Origin of the sequence: Roseibium marinum (assembly GCF_002906165.1) — a bacterium.
Lineage (GTDB): Bacteria > Pseudomonadota > Alphaproteobacteria > Rhizobiales > Stappiaceae > Roseibium > Roseibium marinum.
Map to the genome: position 1 here is coordinate 256,126 of NZ_PPCN01000009.1, position 24,110 is coordinate 280,235.

22 protein-coding genes are annotated in these 24,110 nt (G+C 57.7%); 10 read left to right on the top strand and 12 right to left on the bottom strand.

Annotated features, from left to right (window positions below; translation table 11 throughout):
* Positions 1–24 precede the first annotated feature (24 nt).
* Positions 25–987 carry a cation diffusion facilitator family transporter gene (locus CLV41_RS19685; RefSeq protein WP_103224131.1) on the bottom strand — a complete coding sequence of 321 codons (963 nt, stop codon included), beginning with the start codon at positions 985–987 and terminating at the stop codon, positions 25–27.
* 156 nt (positions 988–1,143) lie between these two features.
* Here CLV41_RS19685 and CLV41_RS19690 point away from each other — a divergent pair, with 156 nt between their 5' ends.
* The gene (locus CLV41_RS19690; protein WP_235867190.1) at positions 1,144–1,497 is read left to right on the top strand and encodes a hypothetical protein; all 354 of its coding nucleotides are present in this window, start codon (positions 1,144–1,146) and stop codon (positions 1,495–1,497) included.
* On the opposite strand, the gene CLV41_RS19695 is transcribed toward CLV41_RS19690, so the two are convergent.
* The 3 genes from CLV41_RS19695 to CLV41_RS19705 form a co-directional block, all read right to left on the bottom strand.
* The gene (locus CLV41_RS19695) at positions 1,469–2,383 is read right to left on the bottom strand and encodes a ThiF family adenylyltransferase (protein ID WP_103224133.1); all 915 of its coding nucleotides are present in this window, start codon (positions 2,381–2,383) and stop codon (positions 1,469–1,471) included. The genes CLV41_RS19690 and CLV41_RS19695 overlap by 29 nt on opposite strands.
* A gap of 52 nt (positions 2,384–2,435) precedes the next feature.
* Complete coding sequence (locus CLV41_RS19700) at positions 2,436–3,176, bottom strand: GNAT family N-acyltransferase (protein ID WP_103224134.1); 741 nt, start codon at positions 3,174–3,176, stop codon at positions 2,436–2,438.
* Between the two features lie 197 nt (positions 3,177–3,373).
* Positions 3,374–4,012, bottom strand: a complete 639-nt coding sequence (locus CLV41_RS19705; protein ID WP_103224135.1) for a MarC family protein — start codon at positions 4,010–4,012, stop codon at positions 3,374–3,376.
* 227 nt (positions 4,013–4,239) lie between these two features.
* Here CLV41_RS19705 and gyrA point away from each other — a divergent pair, with 227 nt between their 5' ends.
* Positions 4,240–7,056, top strand: a complete 2,817-nt coding sequence (gene gyrA / locus CLV41_RS19710) for a DNA gyrase subunit A (protein ID WP_408014114.1) — start codon at positions 4,240–4,242, stop codon at positions 7,054–7,056.
* Between the two features lie 87 nt (positions 7,057–7,143).
* On the opposite strand, the gene CLV41_RS19715 is transcribed toward gyrA, so the two are convergent.
* Entirely contained in the window at positions 7,144–7,560 is a 417-nt protein-coding gene (locus tag CLV41_RS19715) for a phosphopantetheine adenylyltransferase (RefSeq protein WP_103224136.1), read from the bottom strand.
* Positions 7,561–7,724: 164 nt separating this feature from the next.
* On the opposite strand from CLV41_RS19715, the gene coaD reads away from it, so the two are divergent.
* The 5 genes from coaD (at position 7,725) to tgt (ending at position 11,779) form a co-directional block, all read left to right on the top strand.
* Positions 7,725–8,231, top strand: coding sequence for a pantetheine-phosphate adenylyltransferase (gene coaD / locus CLV41_RS19720; protein WP_103224169.1), 507 nt, complete (start codon positions 7,725–7,727; stop codon positions 8,229–8,231).
* A gap of 40 nt (positions 8,232–8,271) precedes the next feature.
* Entirely contained in the window at positions 8,272–8,811 is a 540-nt protein-coding gene (locus tag CLV41_RS19725; protein ID WP_103224137.1) for a peptidylprolyl isomerase, read from the top strand.
* Between the two features lie 46 nt (positions 8,812–8,857).
* Entirely contained in the window at positions 8,858–9,331 is a 474-nt protein-coding gene (locus CLV41_RS19730) for a peptidylprolyl isomerase (RefSeq protein ID WP_103224138.1), read from the top strand.
* 211 nt (positions 9,332–9,542) lie between these two features.
* Positions 9,543–10,616 (top strand): tRNA preQ1(34) S-adenosylmethionine ribosyltransferase-isomerase QueA, encoded by a 1,074-nt coding sequence (queA, locus tag CLV41_RS19735; protein WP_103224139.1) that lies wholly within the window; start codon positions 9,543–9,545, stop codon positions 10,614–10,616.
* A gap of 11 nt (positions 10,617–10,627) precedes the next feature.
* Positions 10,628–11,779 (top strand): tRNA guanosine(34) transglycosylase Tgt, encoded by a 1,152-nt coding sequence (tgt, locus tag CLV41_RS19740; RefSeq protein ID WP_103224140.1) that lies wholly within the window; start codon positions 10,628–10,630, stop codon positions 11,777–11,779.
* Between the two features lie 12 nt (positions 11,780–11,791).
* Here tgt and CLV41_RS19745 read toward each other — a convergent pair whose 3' ends face one another.
* From CLV41_RS19745 to galU, 3 genes are all read right to left on the bottom strand, one after another.
* The gene (locus CLV41_RS19745) at positions 11,792–12,226 is read right to left on the bottom strand and encodes a DUF4864 domain-containing protein (protein WP_103224170.1); all 435 of its coding nucleotides are present in this window, start codon (positions 12,224–12,226) and stop codon (positions 11,792–11,794) included.
* 183 nt (positions 12,227–12,409) lie between these two features.
* A complete protein-coding gene (locus CLV41_RS19750; RefSeq protein ID WP_103224141.1) occupies positions 12,410–13,714 on the bottom strand; it encodes a nucleotide sugar dehydrogenase in 1,305 nt (434 codons plus the stop codon).
* Positions 13,715–13,816: 102 nt separating this feature from the next.
* A complete protein-coding gene (gene galU, locus CLV41_RS19755; RefSeq protein ID WP_103224142.1) occupies positions 13,817–14,710 on the bottom strand; it encodes a UTP--glucose-1-phosphate uridylyltransferase GalU in 894 nt (297 codons plus the stop codon).
* Between the two features lie 443 nt (positions 14,711–15,153).
* On the opposite strand from galU, the gene kdsA reads away from it, so the two are divergent.
* Both kdsA and eno read left to right on the top strand, forming a co-directional pair.
* Positions 15,154–16,002, top strand: coding sequence for a 3-deoxy-8-phosphooctulonate synthase (gene kdsA, locus CLV41_RS19760; RefSeq protein ID WP_103224143.1), 849 nt, complete (start codon positions 15,154–15,156; stop codon positions 16,000–16,002).
* Between the two features lie 125 nt (positions 16,003–16,127).
* Positions 16,128–17,402, top strand: coding sequence for a phosphopyruvate hydratase (gene eno / locus CLV41_RS19765; protein ID WP_103224144.1), 1,275 nt, complete (start codon positions 16,128–16,130; stop codon positions 17,400–17,402).
* A gap of 75 nt (positions 17,403–17,477) precedes the next feature.
* Here eno and CLV41_RS19770 read toward each other — a convergent pair whose 3' ends face one another.
* The 4 genes from CLV41_RS19770 to CLV41_RS19785 all read right to left on the bottom strand — a co-directional run bounded on the left by CLV41_RS19770 (position 17,478) and on the right by CLV41_RS19785 (position 22,841).
* A complete protein-coding gene (locus CLV41_RS19770; RefSeq protein ID WP_103224145.1) occupies positions 17,478–18,152 on the bottom strand; it encodes a DsbA family oxidoreductase in 675 nt (224 codons plus the stop codon).
* 110 nt (positions 18,153–18,262) lie between these two features.
* On the bottom strand, positions 18,263–19,444 hold the full coding sequence (locus CLV41_RS19775; RefSeq protein WP_208987606.1) for a PleD family two-component system response regulator: 1,182 nt from the start codon (positions 19,442–19,444) through the stop codon (positions 18,263–18,265).
* 13 nt (positions 19,445–19,457) lie between these two features.
* Complete coding sequence (locus tag CLV41_RS19780; protein WP_103224146.1) at positions 19,458–21,092, bottom strand: AMP-binding protein; 1,635 nt, start codon at positions 21,090–21,092, stop codon at positions 19,458–19,460.
* 24 nt (positions 21,093–21,116) lie between these two features.
* Positions 21,117–22,841, bottom strand: a complete 1,725-nt coding sequence (locus CLV41_RS19785; RefSeq protein ID WP_208987607.1) for an extracellular solute-binding protein — start codon at positions 22,839–22,841, stop codon at positions 21,117–21,119.
* 412 nt (positions 22,842–23,253) lie between these two features.
* On the opposite strand from CLV41_RS19785, the gene CLV41_RS19790 reads away from it, so the two are divergent.
* Positions 23,254–23,865, top strand: a complete 612-nt coding sequence (locus CLV41_RS19790) for an invasion associated locus B family protein (RefSeq protein ID WP_103224148.1) — start codon at positions 23,254–23,256, stop codon at positions 23,863–23,865.
* Positions 23,866–24,110 lie beyond the last annotated feature (245 nt).

Consider the following 24,110-nt stretch of genomic DNA (forward strand, 5'->3'; position numbering starts at 1 on the left):
CCGAACCTTGTTTGCCGGACGGCGTCACTCCGTGGCAGGTTTGACCGCCGCTTTTTCCTCTTCCAGCATTTCTTCGTGGTGTTCCTGGGCCTGAACCTCAATGAACAGCCGCGTGACCTGCGGCATTTCCATCTTGATCGTCCGTTCCAGGGAATAGATGGTTTCCTCAACAGTACCGGCCGTGATCTCGTCGATGAAATCCACCGAAAGTGCCAGCAGGATATCCTGCGGCCCCCGATGAAGCGTTCTGATTTCATTGAGGTTCTTGATCGCCGGCGTCGCGCCGATGATGGCCTTGATCTTGGAAAGAACTTCCGGCGACGCGCCTTCCCCGATCAGCAGCCCCTTGGTTTCATAGGCCAGCAGGGCCGCGGTGGCCGCCAGAATAATACCGATCGTTATCGAAGCGGCGCCATCAAGCCAGGCCAGACCGAGATACTGCACGCCCAACAGCCCCATGAACGCCACAACAAGTCCGAGCATGGCGGCGCTGTCCTCGAACAGCACCGTGAAGACCGTCGGGTCCTTGCTGTCACGTACCGCGGCTATGATCGACTTGTTGCCGCGCACCTGATCGAATTCCTTGTAGGCGATCCACCAGGCCACTGCCTCGAAGACCATCGCCAGTGAGAGCACGATATATGCCACATAGGGGCTGGAAACCGGGTGGGGGTGCAGCACCTTTTGAATGCCTTCGTAGATCGACACGCCGGAACCGACGGCGAAAATCAGGATCGCCACCACAAAGGACCAGAAATACAGCTCGGCCCCGTATCCGAAAGGGTGTCTCTGGTCCGCTGGCTGCTTGGACTTCTTCAGCCCGTAGAGCAGCAGTCCCTGGTTGCCGGTATCGACAAGGGAGTGAATACCTTCCGAGAGCATCGCAGACGAACCGGTATAGGTGGCGGCGGCAAATTTGGTGACGGCAATCAGAGAATTGCCGACGAGCGCCGCGTAGATCACTTTTTTAGATCCGTGTCCGGCCATAGACGTCTCCCGAGAACTGAAGTTTCCATTCCAACTAATGCGCCGAAGCCTATGACGCATTCGTGACTTTGATCAAGCTGGTATCCTTTGCAAACTCTTCAAGCTGACATCAGTTCATCGAAAAGGGAACAATTTCGGATGTATCGAAAGCCCGTTATGACATTCGCGCTTCTGGCCGCTGTTTTCGGCTGGCTTCCGGCTCTTGCCGGCGAGGTCGAAATCGTCGGTGCGAGCGCAAGGAAGGCGGGGAGCAGCTGGACCTTTTCCGTTACGCTCAGACACGCCGACACCGGCTGGGATCACTATGCCGATCTGTGGCAGGTCTTTTCTCCCGGCGGCGAGCTCCTGGGTGAACGCGTGCTTCTGCATCCCCATGTCGATGAACAGCCTTTCACACGGTCTCTTTCAGGCGTGCAGGTTCCCGAAAGCCTGGACGAAGTGTTCATCCGGGCTCGCGATAGCGTTCATGGCGTGTCGCCACTCAGCTTTGAAGTACGGCTTCCCCGTTAGTCTGCTGGCAAGCCTGTCTGCGCAGCTTTCGTTCCACGACGCGCAGCTTGACTTGGCGCAACGGATTGCGGCCACCGAACCAGGCTCTCCGGCTGACCTTCCCGCCACCCATCGGATCGAACTGATGAAACCAGGGCGCCGCGCGCATGCTGCGCCGCCCGAGCAGCAGTTTCATTGCCTCGGTGGAGGCGACACCCGCGCTGACGACGATGCCCATGGGCGTCGAGGGAACCTTGCGGCGGTTGAAGTCGACATGGGAACTGTCAACAAGATGCGGAAGATGCAATCCGCAGGGAGCCAGCCCGACGGCGAAACGAAGGAAATTCCGTTCCGTTTCCCCGTCTTCGAAGGAGAAATACTCTTCAAATGACATGCCGTCCGGCGTGAAGATAATCCAGGCCGCCCCCATGCCGATGGGAGCGGTCGTCAGGGCGGGAATTCGTTTGGCCCGCGCACAGGCGAACAGAGCCCGGCGCACGTTCAAGGCGAAGAAGTCTATGGAATCGACGTAAATATCCGCTCCCTTCAAAAAAGCTTCGGCATCGTCCGGACGCAACGGGGTCTGCCGGAGGTTTATGTCCGCCTCAGGATTGATATCCATGATCCGCTCCGAGATGACCTCGGCTTTCAACCGTCCGATTGACGATACGCCCGAGCCGAATTGGCGGTTGAAGTTCGGCAGGTCGAATTCATCGAATTCGCAAAGTCTGAATTTGCTGACGCCCAGCCGCGCGAGGGTGATGGCATTCGCGCCGCCCACACCTCCCAGTCCGGCAATAGCCACGGTTCTGGATTTCAGGCGTTGCTGCTCGTCCCGCGTGATCCAGCCCAGGGTTCGCGAAAAGGCTTCGTCATAGGAAAATTGCTTCGTATCAACGGGATGCATCCCTTGGCTCCTTGCTGACCGATCAAGAAACATATTGTTGTTTCGGAGGAACTCAGGCGGAAAGCCGGGTTTCGGGCTTCAGCAGGGCGGGAAGGGGCCATGTGGCGCCATTGTCGGTAACATATCGCCAGACCGCCTGATTGTGATGGTAAAGATCGTCCATCAGCGGGGTCAATTCCCGAAACAGCGGGGAGCGCATTCCGCGGTGATCAACGCGGATACCGACGTCGTTGTAGAAAAAGCCGGCCTTTTCAAGCAAACGTTGCAGCGAGCGTGCGACCGTCATGACGACGACGCCGACATTGTCCCGGGATATGGCCCGCAAAACCCCTTTTATGAGGGCCAAAGCCGGAAAGATTCCACGGGCAAGATCCGCTCGGCTTACGGGACGCGAAGTTTCACGCGCGATCGTCAGGCGGGAAAGCTCCATGAGCCGGTCGGTCTGCATATGCGGCCGAAGATGATCCCGGAAACCATCCGACAGATCGAAGGTGGGCAGGCTTCCTTCCAGACTTCCGGCCGCATCATGGAAAATGATGCGAACCGTACCGACGGACACACCGGTGACGATATCCTTGAGGAGAATATGGACCGCATTATCGTCGTAATGGTCTCGTTCCAGACCTTCGGGGAACTTGTCCGCGTCCTCCCAGCCGCGCGAAAGGCAGTATTCCTTGTACCGGACGCGGAAACACTCGTTTATTTCCGCTAGGGAACGGCAAATGATCGGGTCGTAGTCCGGCAGAATTTGCTCAAGATGCGGATCGGATGAAAAAGTCGAAATTGAATGCATACTGATTTGCCCCGTAGCCCGAAGTGACTACAGGCGAATAGGACTCGCCGTTAACAAATGCATTTAGTTTTTATGAATTAAAATTAAATAACCAACTAAGTATCGTGATTACTAATCTAGAAAACAATAAAAAATACCCAAATAATCGCGTGAATACAGAAAAATATATTAGGCGAATAATATAAATCTAAATTCCGTCATTTTTCAAGGAATGCCAATACGCCATCGGCGACGAACTGGACGGAAAGGGCGGCCAGAAGAACACCGAGAAGACGTGTTATCACCAATTGAGCCGTATCGCCGAGCAGCCGTTCGATCTTGTCGGCCAGCAGGAACGCGCCGAGGCAACTGGCCAGAATAATGGCGATAACCCCGCCCAGACCTGCATAGGCAAGCGTATCGGGGGCTTCACCGGACAGAAGAATGATCGCCGAAATCGCGGCGGGTCCCGAAATCAGCGGAATTGCGAGTGGGAAGATCGCAAGCTCATTGATGGTGCCGTGATGCGCACTGGAGGATTCGACCGCCTTTTCGGCAGTCTCTGCCTTGCGTTCCTGCCGCTTGCCGAAAATCATTTCGATCGCGATCAGGAACAAAAGGATGCCGCCTGAGACCCGGAAAGCCGTCACCGAAATGCCCAGTACGTTTAGAACGGTCTGACCGGAGGCGTAAAAAACCAGAAGAATTCCCGCCGCCGTCAGGATTGCCCGGATCGCCACCCGCCGCCGGTCCGCCCGGTTCATTCCGGCCGTCACCGCCAGAAACATCGGCGCAAGGCCGACCGGGTCTATGGTAACGAAAAGCGTCGCGAAGGCATTGATGAAATAGTCGAGCATTTCGTATCCCCTGGGCCGGTTTTCAGGTGCGATTCTTGCTTTTTTATAGGGCTTTTGAGAGCACAGCGACCCACGGGGCAAAAAACATTTTTACACCCTGTGCACACTTCTTCCAGGCCATTGATTCTAAAGACTTATAAGTTAGACGTAAAAGTGCTTCAAATTTGGATCGGAGCGTTGAATCGGATATAAAAGAGCAAGCAATAACAATGAAATGAGTGTCTTCCTTGGCTGACCAGGACAACAGCACCCCCTCCGACGGACTCCCGTCCGATATCAAACCGATTTCCATTGTCGATGAAATGAAGCGCAGCTACCTCGATTACGCCATGAGCGTGATCGTTTCCCGCGCGCTTCCGGATGTGCGCGACGGCCTGAAACCGGTTCACCGGCGTATCCTCTATTCGATGCATGAAAACGGCTACGAGTGGAACAAACCCTACCGCAAGTCGGCCCGCGTGGTCGGTGACGTCATGGGTAAATATCACCCTCACGGCGACAGCGCGATTTATGACGCCCTCGTACGCATGGCGCAGACCTTCTCCCTGCGCCTGCCGCTGATCGACGGTCAGGGGAACTTCGGTTCCGTCGATGGCGACCCCGCCGCGGCCATGCGCTACACGGAATGCCGTCTGCAAAAGGTGGCGCACAGGCTTCTGGACGATATCGACAAGGACACGGTCGATTTTCAAGAGAACTACGACAACTCCGAAAGCGAACCGGTCGTTCTGCCGGCCAAGTTTCCCAATCTTCTGGTGAACGGCGCCGGTGGTATCGCGGTCGGCATGGCGACCAACATCCCCCCCCACAATCTGGGGGAAGTGATCGACGCGGCCATAGCGATCATGGAAAACCCGGCCATGACCCTTGAGGAACTGCTGGAGATCGTTCCCGGTCCGGACTTTCCGACGGGTGCAATGATCCTGGGCCGGTCCGGAATACGCAACGCTTATGAAACCGGCCGCGGGTCGATCATGATGCGCGCCAAGGTCAATGTGGAGGAAGTCCGCAAGGACCGGACCGCACTGATCGTCACGGAAATCCCGTATCAGGTCAACAAGTCGACCATGATCGAGAAGATCGCCGAACTTGTGCGGGACAAACGCGTCGAGGGCATCTCCGACATCCGCGACGAGAGCGACCGCTCAGGCATGCGGGTGGTGATTGAGCTCAAACGCGATGCGGTGCCGGACGTCATCCTCAACCAGCTATATCGTTTCAGCCAGCTTCAGACATCTTTTGGAGCCAATATCGTTGCCCTGAACAGCGGCAAGCCGGAACAGATGAATCTGTCCTACATGCTGCAGGCCTTCGTATCGTTCCGCGAGGAAGTCATTCAGCGCCGGACGCGCTTCCTTCTGAAAAAATCGCGCGACCGGGCTCACATTTTGGTCGGTCTCGGCATTGCGGTTGCCAATATCGACGAGGTGATCAAGCTGATCCGCAGCGCGCCCGACCCGGCGACCGCCCGTTCGCAACTGATGGAACGTAACTGGCCCGCCCAGGATGTAGAAGCCCTGATCCGGCTGATCGACGATCCCCGGCACATGGTCCAGGAAGACGGAACCTACAAACTTTCCGAAGAACAGGCCCGCGCCATTCTCGAACTGCGTCTGCAGCGCCTCACGGCGATGGGCCGCGACGAAATCGAGGAAGAACTGAACAAGATCGGCGCGGAAATTTCCGACTTTCTCGATATTCTCAGTTCCCGTGCCCGTATCCAGGAAATCGTCCGTAACGAGATGCTGGAGATCAAGGAGGAGTTCGCAACACCGCGCCGGACCGAGATCATCGAGGGCGGTCCGGATTTCGATGAAGAAGATCTGATCCAGCGCGAAGACATGGTGGTGACCTTCTCCCACGGCGGTTACATCAAGCGGGTTCCGCTCACGACCTATCGTGCCCAGAGGCGCGGCGGCAAGGGTCGGTCGGGAATGGCGACCAAGGAAGAGGATTTCGTCACCCGTCTCTTCGTGGCCAACACCCATACGCCCGTTCTGTTCTTCTCCTCTCGCGGCATCTGCTACAAGATGAAAGTCTGGCGCCTGCCGCTCGGCAGTCCGACCTCGCGCGGCAAGGCCCTGGTCAACATGCTGCCGCTGGAGCAGGGCGAACAGATCACCTCCATTCTTCCGCTTCCCGAAGACGAGGACACCTGGGCAAATCTCGATGTGATGTTTGCGACCGTGCGCGGCACGGTGCGCCGGAACAAACTGTCCGACTTCGTGACCATCAACCGGAACGGCAAGATCGCCATGAAACTGGAGGATGGTGACGGGATTGTCGGTGTCGATACCTGCTCTGAGCATTCCGACGTGATGCTGACCACCAATTTCGGTCAGTGTATCCGCTTCCCGGTGACCGATGTACGTGTCTTTGCCGGTCGGAACTCGGTCGGCGTGCGCGGTATTCGCCTGCCGGATGGCGACAAGGTCATCTCCATGCAGATCCTACACCATATCGATGTCGTTGCTGAGGAACGTGCCGCCTATCTGAAACTCTCCAGGGCGATGCGCGGCGAAGCCGACGACGGTGTCACCGGGGCCGAGGAAGAAGGCGTCGTCGCCGGGGACCTGCCGCAGGAACGCTACGCGCAGATGAGCGCGGCGGAACAGATCATCCTCACCATATCCGAAAACGGGTACGGCAAGCGCACGTCGTCCTTCGAATACCGGGTGACGGGGCGAGGCGGGAAGGGCATCACGGCCATGGCCGTGAACGACCGCAATGGCGGACTTGTCGCATCCTTCCCGGTGGAGGACAGCCATCAGATCATGCTGGTGACCGATGGCGGCCAGTTGATCAGATGTCCTGTCCACGGCATCCGGATTGCCGGCCGCGCAACGCAAGGCGTCATCGTCTTTAAAACGGCGGAAGGCGAAAAGGTCGTTGCCGTTGAAGGCATCTCCGAAGTCGATGAAGAAGACGAACTCGACGAAGATGGCGAAGCATCCGTGGAAGGTGGCGACAGTCCCGAAGGGAACGGCACTACCGATGCGGGTGAAGACCCTAAAGCGGAAAACGGTGAAACGCCGGAGAGCTGATCTCCGGTAATTCCCCCATATTGAAACGACAACAGCGGCCAGGAGAACCTGAGCCGCTGTTTGCCGTTCGGGAATAGGAAAGTGCTGTCAGTTGGCCGCCGGGTAGCGGGCGAGGATCGTTTCATTCACGGTCGGAGCCCGTTTTTCAACGGTCACGAAGGACACGTTGCGAACCTTGCCGGCCCCGCTCAGGGCGGCTGCGCAATCCTCGCTCCAGGCGCCCCATGTCTGTGATTTGCAGCCCGTGTCGATAGCGGCTCTGGCAAAACGGTCCGTCTTGGTTGCCGACAGTCCCTGTGTTGCGTGGCTGGTCAGGCCCTCTGCCTGTGAGGCATTGCCCGGATGCATGGTAATCATCCCGGCAGCTATCATCGTCAGCAGCGCCAGGACGAAAACCATGGCCACCTTGAGATGAACGGACGGGTCGGTTGCGTTGACCGCAATCGAAAACGGTTGAAACCCGCTCCTGTTACCGGTCGGGTCGATTGTATCGTAGCCTTTCATTGTACTGGCTCCTGCTCACGCCATCTGATTTCGATGAGGCCACTTTGGTCCATTGATGAAAAGGCCGATGTGACGGCCGTCACACAATGTCTGTTGATGGCAAATGACCGTTTCGAACCGGCTTTTCCTTGTGAGCTTGAGGAAGGCGGAGTATGGAAGAGGCCATGACTCGTATCGCGCTTTATCCCGGGTCCTTTGACCCGGTCACCAACGGCCACATGGACATTCTGCGCCAGGCGCTTGCCCTGGCCGACAAGGTGGTGGTTGCAATAGGCATTCATCCGGGCAAGTCCCCCCTGTTTTCATTCGAGGAACGGATGGAACTGATCCATGCCTCCGCCGCCGCGGAATACAGCCCGCAAGAAGCTTCGAGGATCGAAGTCATCTCTTTTTCAAATCTGGTCATAGAGACCGCGCGCACCCAGGGTGCGGCCTATCTCGTGCGCGGCCTCAGGGACGGTACGGATCTGGACTATGAAATGCAGATGGCCGGTATGAATGGAACCCTTGAGCCGGACATCAAAACGGTATTCCTGCCCGCTTCCCCGAGCGTTCGCCACATCACGGCCACCTTGGTGCGTCAAATCGCGAAGATGGGCGGAGAAATCTCCGCATTCGTACCTGACCCGGTCAGAGAACCTTTGCGCCGCCGGACAACCTCCGGCACCTGACAAGAACCCGAATTTCAGACCTGAATCGTAGGAGTAACCAGTGTCACGCCTTTTTAGACTATTCGCCGTTCTGGCAGCCCTGATTGTCCTGCCCGCCGCCGCGGGCGCGCAGGGAGCCGATCTGGAGAATACCCTTTATCTCGATCTAAAGGACGGCCGTGTTGTCATACAGCTGCGCCCGGATCTGGCACCCGAGCATGTGGAACGGATCAAGAAACTCACCCGTGAAGGATTTTATGACGGCATCGTCTTCCACCGGGTGATCGACGGTTTCATGGCTCAGACCGGCGACCCCACCGGCACGGGAATGGGCGGTTCCAGCGAACCCGATCTCAAGGCCGAATTCAGCCAGGCTCCCTTTAAGCGCGGCACGCTCGGCATGGCCCGCGCTGCAAGCCCGGACAGCGCCAACTCGCAGTTTTTCATCATGTTCTCCGATGGCGACTGGCTGAACGGCCAATACACCGTTTTCGGGGAGATTACCGACGGCATGGAATATGTCGACATGATTGCGAAGGGCGAACCGCCAGCAAATCCCGACAAGATCGTCAAGATGCAGGTTGCCGCGGACGCGCAGTAAAAATGGCTGACTTAGCCCGTTGTTCAAGAATTTAAGGAGAAAGAATATGGCCGACATCAAGGATTCGGAAAACACTTTGCTGATGGACACCAGCCAGGGTCAGGTTGTCATTGAAATGAAGCCGGACCTCGCGCCGGCCCATGTCGCGCGCATCAAGGAACTCGTGCGGGATGGCTTTTATGACGGCATCGTCTTCCACAGGGTGATCGACGGGTTCATGGCACAGACCGGTTGCCCGCAAGGCATCGGTACCGGCGGCTCCGGGCAGAAGTTGAAAGCCGAATTCAGCAAGGAAAAACATACGCGCGGTACCTGTTCCATGGCCAGGTCATCGGATCCGAATTCCGGCGACAGCCAGTTCTTCATCTGCTTCACCGAGGCTCCCTGGCTTGACGGTCAGTATACCGTCTGGGGCCAGGTGATCGATGGAATGGACAATGTCGACAAGATCAAGCGCGGCGAGCCGGTCGCTGATCCTGACAATATTGTCTCGGTGAAGGTCGCCGCGGACGCTGCCTGACGGGCAAAAAACGGTAATCCCGGCGATAACCGGACCCATGCAGCGCGGATCCCGGATCCGCGCTGTTTTTTTGCATTCCTTTCCGCGCCGGTTGACCTTGACCTGATCGCCCTTTATGAGCCGCTGACACATGAAAGCGGGTATTCCGGAAGTCATCCTGTCCGGTTGAAATCCGTCCATCCCGCAAAGATACGGCTTAAGCAGAAGCGCCATGCGCGTCGACCAGTTTGATTTTGACCTGCCCAACGAGCGGATCGCACTGCGGCCCGCCCGGCCGCGTGACGCAGCGCGCATGCTTGTCGTGCGTCCGGGTAGCCCGGAGGTTCTGAGCGACAGGGGTGTCCGCGATCTCCCGTCGCTTCTGAACCCGGGAGATGCGCTGGTATTCAATGACACAAGGGTCATACCGGCCCAGCTCGAAGGCAAGCGTCTGCGGGGCGATGTTGCCGCCGGCATCAGCGTAACCCTGCATCTGCGGACCGATCCGTCCAGGTGGTGGGCTTTTGTCAGGCCAGCCAAAAAACTCCAGGCCGACGATACCCTCATTTTCGAAACCGGAGACGTCATCCTGACCGCCAGGGTCGTCGAAAAGGCCGAGGGCGGGGAAGTCCTCTTGGAATTCGACCGCGCGGGACCGGAACTCGACGCGGTCATCGCTGTGGTCGGCCATATTCCCCTGCCGCCTTACATCGCGCATAAACGCGCGGAGGACGAGCAGGACCGGCGGGACTATCAGACGATCTACGCCGAAAGGGACGGGGCGGTGGCAGCTCCAACAGCGGGTCTGCATTTCACACCACAACTCCTGAAGGCGCTTGATGACCGAGGCATTGAGCAGCACCGCGTCACGCTGCATGTGGGGGCGGGAACGTTTCTGCCGGTAAAGGCCGACGACACTCAGGATCACAAGATGCACGCGGAATGGGGGGAGGTGTCGGAAGCAACGGCGCTTGCGCTTGCAGCGGTCAAGGCGCGTGGCAACAGGGTCGTCAGCGTCGGCACGACGTCGCTGCGCATTCTTGAAAGCGCGGCTCAGGTCACCGGTTCGATTGCACCCTTCGCCGGAGAGACGTCGATCTTCATCACTCCGGGATACCGTTTCAGGGTGATCGATGCCCTGATGACCAATTTTCACCTGCCGCGCTCGACCCTCTTCATGCTGGTATCGGCATTTTCCGGTCTGGAAACCATGCATACCGCGTATGCCCATGCCATCGCCGAGGAATACCGGTTCTACAGCTATGGGGACGCCTCCCTGCTGTTTCCGCAAGACGGCGCGCTTTAGGAATTTCCGCCATGTCCGAAAACGAAAAGACTTTCAAATTCAAATTGATAACTACGGACGGCAACGCCCGGCGCGGGGAAATCAGCACGCCTCACGGCATCGTGCGGACGCCTGCTTTCATGCCGGTGGGAACCCAGGCGACAGTCAAGGCTATGTACCCCGATCAGGTGCGCGAAACCGGCGCGGATGTTGTTCTCGGCAATACCTATCACCTGATGCTCCGCCCCACCGCCGAACGGGTGGCAAGGTTGGGCGGTTTGCATACATTCATGAACTGGCCGCACACCATCCTGACCGACAGCGGTGGTTTCCAGGTGATGTCGCTGGCCCAGTTGCGCAAACTGGACGAGGATGGTGTCCGGTTCCAGAGCCATATCGATGGCAGCAAACACCACCTGACACCGGAACGTTCGGTTGAAATTCAGGGATTGCTCGGATCCGACATCCAGATGCAGCTCGACGAATGCATCCGCCTGCCCAGCCCGAAGGAAGAGGTTCAGCGCGCCATGGAGCTGTCGCTCCGGTGGGCGGAGCGGTCCCGTGCGCAATTCGAACGGATGGGCGGCCCCGGCAAGGGGCGGGGGCTTTACGGTATTGTTCAGGGAGGCGATCAGCCCGATCTGCGTATCCGTTCGGCGCAGGAACTCGGTGAAATGCCGTTTGAAGGCTATTCGGTCGGCGGTCTTGCGGTCGGAGAACCCCAGGACGTCATGCTGGCCATGCTGGACATCACGACGCCGGTGATGCCGGCTGACAAACCGCGCTATCTGATGGGTGTCGGAACGCCCGACGATCTTCTGGAAAGCGTCAAGCGCGGCATCGATCAGTTCGACTGTGTGATGCCGACCCGTGCAGGCCGGCATGGACTGGCCTATACCCGTTTCGGCAAGGTGAACCTGAAAAACGCCCGGCACCAGGATGACCCGCGTCCGCTGGACGGAGAAAACAGCTGCCCCGCGGCCAGTATCTACAGCCGCGCCTATCTGCACCATCTCGTGCGGGCGGGCGAAGGCCTTGCCGGCATGCTGCTGACCTGGAACAATATCGCCTATTATCAGCAGCTCATGCAGGGCATGCGCGATGCGATCGAGGCCGGAGGCTTCGAGGATTTCTACGCCCGGACAAAGGAAGACTGGGCCCGAGGCGATATTCCGGTCCTCTGACCCGCAATCGTCTCAGGCAGAGAATCCGTCGGATGTGGTCAGGTAACAGCCGGAAATCCGCCAGGAGCCATCATCCTGCTCCTCGAAACTGTAAAGCGCCAGCCAGTTTTTCCCCTTCGGCCCCGTCACATAGACCTCTTGCGTCGGTCCGATCTTCGTCATTCTGGATCGGCCGAACGTGACGCTCTGGGGTTTGTAGACCGGCTGATAGCCCTGCCGGACCATTTCCATGAAAAATTCCGGGGTTTGGAACCGCCGCTTTAGAGAACTGGCGGCAAAAGAGAACGCCGCTCCGGCATTGTCCGTCGCGAAGGCCTTCATCTGGTTCTTGATGATTTCCTGAAACGCGCCGCTATCGAGCCCGTCTTCACTGCGCGCCGCACCGCTGAGCAACAGCGTGCCGACAGCCGCCGCGGCAGCCAACTTCCGGAAATGAGCCTGTGCCATGATCGGTATCTCCATTCTCGAAACCCGATCAGTATACGGCCAGATCCACTTTCCGCTTTTCCAAATTCACAATAATCCCCGAAATAGACCGGTCGAGTGACTGGAAAATTATTCAGCAATTGCTGCGAGAAATTACTTCACTAGCGAAATTACAAAAGTTAGTCGTGAAAATACGCAGTATTCTCAAAGTCTCCAGAGCCGAACCCCGTCAGGAATGGAATTTCTTTCCAGCAGGGCGGGAATGTCAGCAACGAGCCCGGTTCCGTTTTTCAGCATTCCTGTCAGATACTGCCACACAGGTTCTCCCTGCGAAAACTGACGATGCGGCACGGCCAGGACAATCGCATCGGCGCCTGTGAGCGCGTCTGGACCGGCAAGGGTGATTCCATACTCGTTGAAAACGTCTTCGGGATCGGCAAGCGGATCGTGCACCAGAACCTCGGCCCCGAATTTCTTCAGCTCATCGATCAGGTCGACCACCTTGGAATTGCGGGTATCGGGCACATTGGCCTTGTAGGTGATGCCGAGAACGACGATTTTCGGCGGCACGGGCAGGCCCAGCTTGACGCCTTCCTGAATGATCTTGCCGGCGACAAAGGCCGGCATCGCCTCGTTGGTGCCGCGGCCTGCGAGAATAACCTGCGGGGTCATTCCGATTTCATTGGCCTTGTGGGTGAGGTAATAAGGATCGACACCGATACAATGGCCGCCGACCAACCCCGGTTGGAAGGGAAGGAAATTCCACTTGGTGGCAGCCCCATCGAGGACGTCACGGGTATCGATTCCCATCTGATGAAACAACATGGCCAGTTCATTCATCAGGGCGATGTTCAGGTCCCGCTGGGTGTTTTCAATCACTTTGGCAGCTTCAGCGACCCTGATTGAGGAGGTCAGGTGGATGCCCGCCGTTACGACCGCGCCATAAAGAGCGGCAAGTGTCCGGGCGGCCTCGTCGGACGAGGCGGAGACGATCTTGGTAATGTCCGCGAAACCGCGCTGCTTGTCGCCCGGGTTGATGCGTTCGGGGGAATAGCCGACCTCAAAACCCCTGCCGAGTTCCAGACCGGATTCCCGTTCCAGGATCGGAACGGCTACATCTTCCGTCGCGCCGGGAAAAACCGTCGATTCAAAAACCACGATCGCACCCGTTTTCAGGTTGCGGCCGGCGGTTGCGGCCGCATTCCGGAAAGGAGTGAGGTCGGGTCGTTTTGCCTGGTCGACGGGTGTGGGAACCGCGACGATCAGAATGTCTCGATCTTTCAGGTCTTCCTCGTTTGAGGAAAAAGCGAGCGATTTATGGGAAAGATCGGCCGCCGTTACCGAATCCGTGCTGTCGCGGCCATTTTCCAGCTCCTTCAGCCTCTGCCTCTTGATATCGAAGCCAAGCACATCAAATCCCTTGGCCGCAAAGGCGGTCGCCACGGGGAGGCCGACATAGCCGAGACCGACCACGGCAATCTTATTGGACAGGAGAGGCGTTTCGGACATGAGGGTTCCTGAAAGGGGAAGACCGGACCCCTGCTGAGGATCCGGCCCACTCCTAATCGGTTCTACGGTCTGATATCAAGTCCGTCACAGCCGCAAAGGCGATTATTCAGCGGCAAGCGGCCGCTTGAGCATCTCTTCCATGAACGGAATGAGCTGCTCGGCAAGCTTCGGATCGTCCATGCCAAAGGCGATGTTTGCACTCAGGAAGCCCGCCTTGTTGCCGCAGTCGTAGCTGCGTCCCTCGAATTTAAGCGATGCGAAGTGTTGGTCCTTCATCATGGCGAGCATGCTGTCGGTGAGCTGGATTTCACCACCCGCTCCCTTGTCCTGATTGGACAGGAGATCGAAAATCTCCGGCTGGAGAATATAACGGCCGGTGATCATCAAATTGGACGGAGCCGTTCCGGGTGCGGGTTTTTCGACCATGTTTGAAATTTTGCTGGCATTTGCGCCGATCCGTTCGGACAACTCAACGATGCCGTAATGGTGTGTCTGATCTTCCGGAACTTCTTCAACGGCAATGATGTTGCCGCCGGTCTTATCATAAAGATCCACCATCTGCTTAAGACAGCTGACCTGTGACTTGATGATCACGTCGGGAAGAAGAATGGCGAAAGGTTCATCGCCGATGATGTCGCGCGCGCACCAGATTGCGTGTCCCAGCCCGAGAGGGGCCTGCTGACGCGTGAAACTGGTTGACCCGGGTTGCGGCCGTTGTTTTTCGAGGAGTTCCAGCGCAGCCGTTTTATTCCGTGTCCTCAACGTATCCTCGAGTTCATAGGCTATGTCGAAGTGATCTTCGATCACATGCTTGTTCCGCCCGGTCACAAAAACAATGTGCTCGATGCCGCCGGCGCGCGCTTCATCGACAACGTATTGAATGATCGGACGGTCGACAATCGTCAGCATTTCCTTCGGAACTGCTTTTGTCGCCGGCAGGAACCGGGTGCCAAGTCCAGCGACAGGCAATATTGCCTTGCGGATGGGTTTATTCATGTGACGCCTTCCAAATTCGAACCTAACGGCTTCTATACCCAGTTGGCCTTAAATAGCCGATCCGTATCGTGGATTTCCATTCATTCAATCGGATTTCGGCGGCCGACAGGCAATTCGAGCACTCTCAAAATAAATATTACCAGCAATTGAAGGCCGTTTAATAAGCCATATCAATAATATGCCCAGCGACAGACTTCAGTTTTGCCGACAATCGATTTGTGCAACGCAATAAAATCATCAAACAGATGGCAAAACAATGGTCAGGGACAAAAAAGTGGCAAATCGCTTTTAAACCGATTTAAGGGAGGTGCCGCGTGCGAATGCGTGATGTTGCGGGCGGGCGAAAAGAGCGCTATGGAACACGCAAATCCATTCAGGCATCCGGTCGCATGCTGAAAGGCTGTGGTCCGAACGAAATCCGCCCAGAAAACAATTGGTGAAAAATGACCCAGGCAAACCGCGTTGTTTCCGTTGGAAATGTGACATTTGACAATGAAGCGGCGTTCAGCCTCATAGCGGGTCCGTGCCAGTTGGAAAGCCGCGAACACGCTCTGGAATGTGCCGCGGCCATCAAGGAAATCACCGGCCGGCTCGGCATCGGCACCGTGTTCAAGACGTCCTACGACAAGGCAAACCGAACGTCTCTGTCGGGCAAGCGCGGCTTGGGCATGAAAGAGGCAATGCCGATATTCGCCGAAATCCGCGAAACCTACGGCATGCCCGTGCTGACCGATGTCCATGGTGCGGACCAGTGCGCGCCGGTGGGCGAAGTGGTCGACATCCTGCAGATACCGGCATTTCTCTGCCGCCAGACGGATCTCCTGATAGCCGCCGCGAATACCGGAAAAGTCGTCAACGTGAAAAAGGGTCAGTTCCTGGCACCCTGGGATATGAAGAACGTTCTGGCCAAGGTGACCGGTTCGGGAAACCCGAACGTTCTTTTGACCGAGCGCGGCGCCAGTTTCGGTTACAACACACTCGTCAGCGATATGCGGTCCCTGCCGATCATGGCGGCGACCGGCGCGCCTGTTGTGTTCGACGCGACCCACTCCGTTCAGCAGCCCGGCGGGCAGGGCGGTTCCACCGGTGGCGACCGCACCATGGTTCCCGTGCTTGCCCGCGCCGCGGTCGCTGTCGGCGTGGCAGGCCTGTTTATCGAAACCCATCCGGACCCGGACAACGCGCCATCGGACGGGCCGAACATGGTTCCCCTGAGGGACCTTGAAGCGCTTTTGAAGCGGCTGAAGGCCCTCGACGAAGTCACGAAGGCTCCGGACGTTGCGGCCGGATAGTTTTTAAAGCCGCGCGCCCGTGCGGCTTTCTCATGTGGTGCAGCCATTCCGGCGGGTACCGGAAGCTCCGGATTAAAATCCGGAAAATTGTCAGTTCAGGTACATGCGATAGGGGAGTTCTTTCCATGACCGCCATTATTGATGTTGTCGGCCGTCAGATCTTTGACAGCCGTGGTAACCCGACCGTTGAAGTTGATGTTTTCCTGGAGGACGGCTCCTTCGGCCGGGCGGCGGTTCCTTCCGGAGCTTCCACCGGCGCGCATGAGGCCGTCGAGCTGCGGGACGGCGGCGAGCGTTTCATGGGCAAGGGCGTGCAGAAAGCCGTCGATGCCGTCAATGGCGAGATCTTCGAGACGATCGGCGGCCTTGAAGCGGAAGACCAGTTGCAGATCGACCAGGTAATGATCGATCTCGACGGGACTCACAACAAGGCCCGGCTCGGCGCCAACGCCATTCTCGGCGTTTCCCTGGCCGTTGCCCGCGCCGCCGCTCAAGCTTCCGGCCTGCCGCTTTACCGCTATGTCGGCGGAACGTCCGCCCGCACTCTGCCGGTTCCGATGATGAACATCATCAATGGTGGCGCGCATGCCGACAACCCGATCGATTTCCAGGAATTCATGATCATGCCGGTTGGCGCCGACTCGTTCGGCGAGGCGATGCGCATGGGAACGGAAATCTTCCACACGCTGAAAAAAGCCCTCGGCGCGGCCGGCCATAACACAAATGTCGGCGACGAAGGCGGTTTCGCACCCAACCTGGAATCGACCGACACCGCCATCGGCTTCGTCATGAAGGCGATCGAAACCGCCGGTTACAAGCCGGGCGAAGATGTCTTCCTTGCGCTCGATGCGGCATCGACGGAATTCTTCAAGGACGGCAAATATGTTCTGGAAGGCGAAGGCAAGTCGCTTTCGCCGGAAGAAATGGCAAAATACCTGGAGGATCTGGTCGCCCGCTATCCGATCATCTCCGTCGAAGACGGCCTGGCTGAAGACGATTGGGAAGGCTGGAAAGCCACCACAGATCTTATCGGCGACAAGTGCCAGCTTGTCGGCGACGACCTGTTCGTGACCAATTCCGAACGCCTGCGCAAGGGTATCGATATGGGTGTTGCCAATTCGATCCTGATCAAGGTCAATCAGATCGGCACCTTGTCGGAAACCCTCGACGCGGTGGAAACCGCTCACAAGGCGGCCTATAGCGCGGTGATGTCCCACCGCTCCGGCGAAACCGAAGATTCCACCATCGCCGATCTTGCCGTCGCCACCAATTGCGGCCAGATCAAAACCGGATCACTAGCGCGCTCCGACCGGTTGGCGAAATACAATCAGTTGCTCCGTATCGAGGAAGAGCTTGGCCTGCAGGCCATTTACGCCGGCAGGTCCATCCTGAAGGGCTGAGTGCTCCGACGGTTTTCAAACGCAAAAAGCCCCGGACAATCCGGGGCTTTTTTAGTGCCGAACCGTATCGGGGAATCAGCCCGAGGATTGCGCTTCCTGATCCGTACGGGTTTCTTCCGCGTGCAACAGGGCGGCCGCGATTGTTTCAGCCTTTTCCGCGCCTGCAAGAACGAAACGTCCGTCGATGATGAAACACGGAACACCCGTAATGCCGGCGGCCTGAGCGTTTGCGATCTCGGCCTCGATCTTGTCGAGGTCGGTGTTCGTTTCCAGCAGCTGTTCAACAAGATCGGACTGCATACCGGCTTCATCTGAAATCCGGACCAGTGTTTCCGATTTCGTCAGATCCTCTCCCTTGAGAAAATAGGCCTGAAACAGCCGCTCCACGACTTCGTCTTGAAGGTCATCGGCGCGGGACCACAGGATCAGACGGTGGCAGTCCAGCGTGTTCGGCGACAGTTTGATGTCTTCGAAGGCAAAATCGATCCTTTCTTCCACACCCGCAGCCTTGATCTGACTGTAGAAACTATCCGCTTGTTCAATGCCTCCGAATTTATCACTGAGATATTTTTTCCTGTCCTTACCCGTTTTCGGCAGGGACGCATCCAGTTGAAAAGGATGCCAGCGGACCGTCACCTCCAATTGAGGAACCGATCTCAGGGCCGTTTCCAGCCGTCTCTTGCCGATATAGCACCACGGGCACATGACGTCGGAAACAACGTCAACGGTCAAAGGAGGAAAATCGGTCATTCATAATCCCGTGTCTGAGCTGGCTCATATGCGCATTCATCGAATTTCATGCACAATTACATGAAAGATCGATCCAACCCAAATATCGGGGCAAAATCAGGGCACCACACCTAAAGCACCGTATGAGCGAGGATCGCGTTGATCCTTTTCTGCAGCCGGGCTATCCCCGCCTCGTTTTTGAGAACCGCCACAGGCCCGTAGTCGCGCACCAGACACACAAGATCCTCATCGCGGCTCGTCGCGTCGGCAATGGATAACAAGGTGGCGTTGAATTCCTCAAGCTCCTGTGTGGAGTTGATGGTGAGGCCGAAATTTTCCGGCTCGAGACGCATTTCCCAAAGGTCCAGACCCCGAACGGCAAGCGCGTTGCTGCACGATTCAAGATATGCGGTGTATTCCTTCACCCCGAGACCGCCCTCGTTGATCCGCTGGCGCAGCCACACATGGCTTTCCGCCAGAATTCTGTCCGCCAGGCGGCGGCGCTTCCCGAACCGGATGGCGGAGGTCAGGCGCCGCGACAGGGTTTCCTTGCGGTTTTCGCCAACCAGAACGTCCGATGCACCGTTCCGGAACAGCTGCACCAGATCCTCCTCCCGCTCACAGACGGCCAGTACCGGCAGACCGGCAAACCGCGCGTCCCGGCGGATCTGCTGCATGTAGTCGATCGCATCGTCAAAGGCGGCATCGACCACGACCGCATCGAAGGCGCGTTTCGACATGAATTCCACAGCCATGTTGCCGTCGAAGGCACCGACCACCTCGACCTTCTGATCGCTTGCGTCCTGCCATTCCAGAAAGCGGCCACTCAATCCGACAACCAGAAGGCTGCTGGAGCCGGAATGATGCGGTGCTGTGCCGAAACCCGGAATCCGGCCGAAAACCCGGCGGCGGAGCTGGGCCTCTTCAGAGCGCAAAAGGGAGCGCTGATGAATGCAGATCAGCATCAAGAGGATGTCGTCGGGAACGATCCTGTCGATTATGGCGGTGGCCTGAAGCCCTTCCGGCAGCACGCTGTCGCTTCCGGTGAGCACGTAAAAGGGAACCTCGCAGACAAGATTTCCGATCTGAGCCTGGAGCCAGTCGAAAAATCCGTCTTCCTGACCGTCTTGCAGGCAGGTCACATCGACGACGATCGCAGCCGGCAGAGCGGTCGGGAGCGGGCTGCGCCGCTCGAACATCTTCACAAGAGCGACGTCCAGGTCCTCCGGTTCGTCGCCATTGCTGTTTCGTTTCGGTCGCCGCCCCGCATACCAATATGGTCCGCGCCAGGAAAGCGAGGTTTCAACATCCATTCCAGTTCCCCACCTATGCCACGGCGGCAGCAGGCAGCCGCTGTGTGCGCATGGTCAATCGCTCACGGGAAATTGTCCCATCCGCATTCCGTGGCAACGATTGTAAAATCAGCACACGATGGGGGATCTTGGCAAGGTCTACGCCTTCCGCATCCAGATAGGCAAAGAAAGCACCCGCATCCGGCACATGGCCCGGCTCCGGCACCAGGGCCGCATACATTCTGGCGCCGAGGATCGAATCTTCAACGATGAAAGCAGCGGCTTCCCTCACTCCCTCATAATCGGCGTAAATGGGATCGATCGCCTCAAGGTCACCGGTTCCCAAAGCATATTGTCCGGGAATGCCGAACCCGGAAATTCCACCTTCAACAAGGTCAACATTGATATTCGTGTTCAGGAAACCGCTGGTTTCCCGGCGAACCCTGCGTTGTTCTCCGTTGATGGTATGCCAGCCGACTTCGGGGACCATGGGCCCCTTGACCAGAAGAGCCGGCCCATGCCCATCAACCTCGTCGGTGACCGCAATTTCCAGAAGGGTTGGCCCGCTTTCACACCCGTTCGGCCCGCAATGCTTTCCCAGCGCCGTCGCTTTCATCTTGGCGGAAGGGCCGCGCGCCTTGGCCACCAGGGCAAATTCATCTGCGATGTGAAGATCCACCAGCCTCCGGCGGGCGACGAAGGCGGTCGGATGCGGCGCGGCGATGTTCCAGGCAGCAAGGATCGTGGTCTTGTGGTCGCTCAGCTTCCGATCAAGCGTCTGGGCAAGCGGTCCCGGTGTCATGACCACGTCCGCCTTCACGTCGTTGGCATGCGCGGCCAGATTTGCCAGAGACGTCGGGTGATGCAGATGCAACGTGCCACCGATCCGCAGCCAGGGTACCAGTCCGCCGCCGAGACCTGTCAGGCCGCTGAGGGAATAGGGAACCAGTATGGAGCTGGCGTCGCCGATATGCGCCTCATCGACGATCATCTGAGATGCGGAGATCCAGTGATTGTGGCACCGGCTGACGGGAACATTCTCCTCGCCGCTCCGGCTCCAGCAGATTGTCGCGGTGTGATCGGCGGGATCGGGACGTTCGCTCGGCGTGAATTCCAGTCCTTCCCCCATCTCTGCCAGCATCGGCCCGAGTTCGATCAGTCCATCCGGGATGTCCTTGCCCAGGCCAAAAACAAAGCGAAGCGAAAACAGATCCGCCGCCACATCCCGTGCCGCAACTCCGACGTCTCTGGTCTCGACCCGGTCGGCGGCGATAAAACCCTTCGCGCCGATCGAATTAAGCGCTTCAAGCACATTCTTCTGGCGCCAATGGAGTGGCAGGGGGGAGATGATCAGATCCGCGCGCAGGGCCGCCAGAATCGCGATCACGGCATCCACTGTATTGGGAGCCTGAACCCCGATGACATGATCCGCGGCTAGACCCACTGTCCTGTAGAAGGCCGCAAGGCGGTCAATTTCCCGATCCGCTTCGGCATAAGTCAGCCGGCGAGGGGCTCCGCCGGTCCAGACCTCCCGGTCCGGTGCGTCCGCTATCGCAAGGCGGGACGGGTGCTCCGCCGCTGTTTGCCGGAAGAGTTCGTCCAGCGGCAAATCGGACCAGGCTCCGCTGTCGTGATGCTCTTTGGAAAGACTTTCTAGGGTGACTTTCATTTTTTCTTTCGTCCATTGGTCCGATTAACGTGCCGTGGAAGACCACCACGTGTCATATTCGTGCCCGTACAGAGAATGCTTTTCCGGTGGTGAAACCTGGTTCCAGTAGGCAACCCAGTCGTCCGATACGTGATACAGGGGAACGGCATAGGCGCCTGAAATGAGCACACGGTCGAAGGCGCGGACCGCGTCCACGAACTCCTCGTGGCTGCGGGCTCCGACAATCGCATCGATGAGCGCGTCGATCGCCGGTTCCTTCGCACCCACGAAATTGAACGATCCCTCGGCGTCCGCCGCCTTTGAAGACCAGCGGCCATACTGTTCCGCCCCGGGCGAAAGGGAAGCGGTCCATGTATTGAACACCATGTCGAAATCGCGTTTCGTTCTGCGGTCCTCGAACTGCGAGGGGTCGATACTGCGCACATTCGCATCGATGCCCAGAAGTTCCAGGGTCCGGATATACGTAAGGGCGAGTTTCTCCTCGTCCTCGTTTTTGGCGAGGATTTCAAAGGTCAGCTGCCGGCCGGTCTCTTCCTGAACCAGTTTCCGGTCTTTCAGGCCGTATCCGGCCTTGCCGAATTCGGCGAGCGCGGCCCGTAGAACCTTCCTGTCCCGTCCGGACCCGTCCGCATCGGCGGGACGCCAGCTTCCGGCCATGACCTCCGGGTCGACCGCATCGGGAAACGGCGCCAGCAGCTCTTTTTCGCGTGCGCTGGCAGGCCTGCCGATCGACGACAGATCTGAATCGTCCCAATAACCGGCCGTTCGCGTATAAAGTCCATGATAGAGATTGCGGTTGACCCATTCGAAATCAAACAGCATCCGAAGAGCCTTGCGCACGTTCCGGTCGCTTAACTGGTCGCGCCTCGTGTTGAAGGCGATGCCCTGCATGGCCGCGGGAACGCCAAGCGGCACGTCAAGTTTTACGACGTTGCCGTTCTCCGCGGCCGGAAAATTAAACCCTGTCGCCCAGCGGGCCGGGTCACGGAACTGCAGCGCCTGGACGAGCCCCTTTTTAAAGGCTTCCTGCAGCGTGGTCTGGTCGCGAAAATATTCGACGCGGATTTCGTCGAAATTGTCGAATCCGGCTTTTACGGGAAGATCCTTCGCCCAGTAGGCGGGATTTTTCTCGTAAACGACCAGCCGGCCGGGTTCAATTGTCTTGAACGTATAGGGTCCGGAGCCGACCGGCGGTTTCAGGGACGACTTGTCGAAAGTCTCGGCGTCGGTGTTCTTCTTGGAATAGATCGGCGCCAGTGCAATCAGCAACGGCAATTCTCTGTTGTCGCCGTTTTCGAACACCAGCTTCAGCCGGTTGGGCGCGGTCACCTGCTTTTCGACGATGGATGCATACCAGTTGCGGTAGGGCGGGCGGCCTTTGTCGCGAATGAGCTCGAGAGAAAAAATCACGTCTTCCACAGTCACGGGAGACCCGTCCGAGAACTTCGCATCCGGATTGAGCTCGAACTCGATCCATTCGCGGCTGTCAGGCATGCGTACCCGCTGCGCCAGCAGTCCGTATAGCGAAAAGGCCTCCCCGTAGGACCGTACCAACAGGCTTTCAAGGATGTTGTTGCCCATTTCCCTTTCGCGCATGCCGCGCGCCGAGGTCCAGCCACCCTGAACGATGAAGGAATTCAGGCTGTCGAAGGTTCCCTGGACACCGAGCGTGACCGATCCGCCTTTGGGGGCTTCGGGATTGGCATAGGGAAACGGTTCGTCAGGACCGAGGGCAGGGGAACCGTGCATGGAAATGGCATGGGTCCATGGAACGTCTTCGTCTGCCGCAAAGGCAGGAAGCAAACCGGATGTCGCGCAAAGAAGTGCCGCCGCCAAGGCAAGCGACCGGCTATGGCTATATTGATAAAGACACTCGGGAACTATGAAGAAACGCATGACCACCGTCCGAGATTCTGTTGATTCTCACTTCTCAGACTACCACAGGGTTCAAACGGACGCGCCTGGCGCAAGGGACAAACAGCAAGATATTCAGATTTGAATCGGGGATTTGACCTGCGTTGCAAATCGGTCACCCTCTTGCCCAAATTAGGTGCCTTACCATGTTTTCACGGTTTGAATGATCTCACGGGCCTTGCGGTTGCTACCGGAATGCCTCAGAACAACGCGAAAGTATCGCACACGCACGATTGAGGACGTTTCGATGAAGAGTGTTTTGAAAAGAGGATTGTTCGGATGCGCCGCGGGTGCGTTCGTGGCCCTATCTTCTTTTGCAGGTGCTCCCGCAATCGCCCAGGAAGAAAAGAGCCCTTGGACGAAGGCGTGTAACACCAATCCGAATACGCAGAAGGAAATCTGCTTCATTTCGATTGAACTGCGCACCAATACAGGTCAGTTCCTGAGCAACATCGCCATCCAGGAGACGGAAGGCGAAGCGCGCAAGAAACTGCTTGTGGCTGTTCCGACTGGTGTTCTGCTTCAGCCCGGACTGCGCATCCAGATCGATGACGGCAAGCCCGTTCAGGCCAAATACAGCATTTGCGCTCCAAACGCATGCTATGCGGAGCTGGCAATCGACGACAGCTTCATCAGCGTGATGAAGCAGGGCGGCGAAATGCGGGTGGCCCCCTACAACCAGCAGGCCAAGGAAATCGTCTTCAAGATGACCCTGATCGGCTTCACCAGCGTCTATGACGGCGAACCGATGAACCTTGCTGACCTGCAAAAGCGCCAGGAAGAATTGCAGAGCGAGCTGCAGAAGCGTGCTGATGAAGCCCGCCAGAAGCTGATCGACGCGCAAAAGCCGAGCCAGTAAATTCTGATGTTCAGAGCGGCACGCGCGCCGTTGCAAGACCGCGCCGGCTGCTCTGAACCCTCAGGGTCTCGCAGTTTTTCATCAATTGATTGAACAAACGACAAAGGCCGGAACAAACGTTCCGGCCTTTCAGACCGCTGACAAACCCGTCGATTTCGGCGGGTTTGTTTTTTTGATGGTTTTATATCGGGATTTCGGGCGTTTTTTTGTTTCCGGTGTATTGGCCTTGTCGGCCTCAAGCTTGC

What these genes read in the sequence shown, in the direction of transcription:
- kdsA (WP_103224143.1), top strand. Translation starts at nt 15,154, where the DNA reads ATGACCCAGGCAAACCGCGTTGTTTCCGTTGGAAATGTGACATTTGAC.
- CLV41_RS19770 (WP_103224145.1), bottom strand. Translation starts at nt 18,152, where the DNA reads ATGACCGATTTTCCTCCTTTGACCGTTGACGTTGTTTCCGACGTCATG.
- CLV41_RS19705 (WP_103224135.1), bottom strand. Translation starts at nt 4,012, where the DNA reads ATGCTCGACTATTTCATCAATGCCTTCGCGACGCTTTTCGTTACCATA.
- CLV41_RS19775 (WP_208987606.1), bottom strand. Translation starts at nt 19,444, where the DNA reads ATGGATGTTGAAACCTCGCTTTCCTGGCGCGGACCATATTGGTATGCG.
- CLV41_RS19785 (WP_208987607.1), bottom strand. Translation starts at nt 22,841, where the DNA reads ATGCACGGTTCCCCTGCCCTCGGTCCTGACGAACCGTTTCCCTATGCC.
- CLV41_RS19690 (WP_235867190.1), top strand. Translation starts at nt 1,144, where the DNA reads ATGACATTCGCGCTTCTGGCCGCTGTTTTCGGCTGGCTTCCGGCTCTT.
- CLV41_RS19730 (WP_103224138.1), top strand. Translation starts at nt 8,858, where the DNA reads ATGGCCGACATCAAGGATTCGGAAAACACTTTGCTGATGGACACCAGC.
- coaD (WP_103224169.1), top strand. Translation starts at nt 7,725, where the DNA reads ATGACTCGTATCGCGCTTTATCCCGGGTCCTTTGACCCGGTCACCAAC.
- tgt (WP_103224140.1), top strand. Translation starts at nt 10,628, where the DNA reads ATGTCCGAAAACGAAAAGACTTTCAAATTCAAATTGATAACTACGGAC.
- CLV41_RS19685 (WP_103224131.1), bottom strand. Translation starts at nt 987, where the DNA reads ATGGCCGGACACGGATCTAAAAAAGTGATCTACGCGGCGCTCGTCGGC.
- queA (WP_103224139.1), top strand. Translation starts at nt 9,543, where the DNA reads ATGCGCGTCGACCAGTTTGATTTTGACCTGCCCAACGAGCGGATCGCA.
- CLV41_RS19750 (WP_103224141.1), bottom strand. Translation starts at nt 13,714, where the DNA reads ATGTCCGAAACGCCTCTCCTGTCCAATAAGATTGCCGTGGTCGGTCTC.
- CLV41_RS19700 (WP_103224134.1), bottom strand. Translation starts at nt 3,176, where the DNA reads ATGCATTCAATTTCGACTTTTTCATCCGATCCGCATCTTGAGCAAATT.
- eno (WP_103224144.1), top strand. Translation starts at nt 16,128, where the DNA reads ATGACCGCCATTATTGATGTTGTCGGCCGTCAGATCTTTGACAGCCGT.
- CLV41_RS19780 (WP_103224146.1), bottom strand. Translation starts at nt 21,092, where the DNA reads ATGAAAGTCACCCTAGAAAGTCTTTCCAAAGAGCATCACGACAGCGGA.
- CLV41_RS19695 (WP_103224133.1), bottom strand. Translation starts at nt 2,383, where the DNA reads ATGCATCCCGTTGATACGAAGCAATTTTCCTATGACGAAGCCTTTTCG.
- CLV41_RS19715 (WP_103224136.1), bottom strand. Translation starts at nt 7,560, where the DNA reads ATGAAAGGCTACGATACAATCGACCCGACCGGTAACAGGAGCGGGTTT.
- CLV41_RS19745 (WP_103224170.1), bottom strand. Translation starts at nt 12,226, where the DNA reads ATGGCACAGGCTCATTTCCGGAAGTTGGCTGCCGCGGCGGCTGTCGGC.
- CLV41_RS19790 (WP_103224148.1), top strand. Translation starts at nt 23,254, where the DNA reads ATGAAGAGTGTTTTGAAAAGAGGATTGTTCGGATGCGCCGCGGGTGCG.
- galU (WP_103224142.1), bottom strand. Translation starts at nt 14,710, where the DNA reads ATGAATAAACCCATCCGCAAGGCAATATTGCCTGTCGCTGGACTTGGC.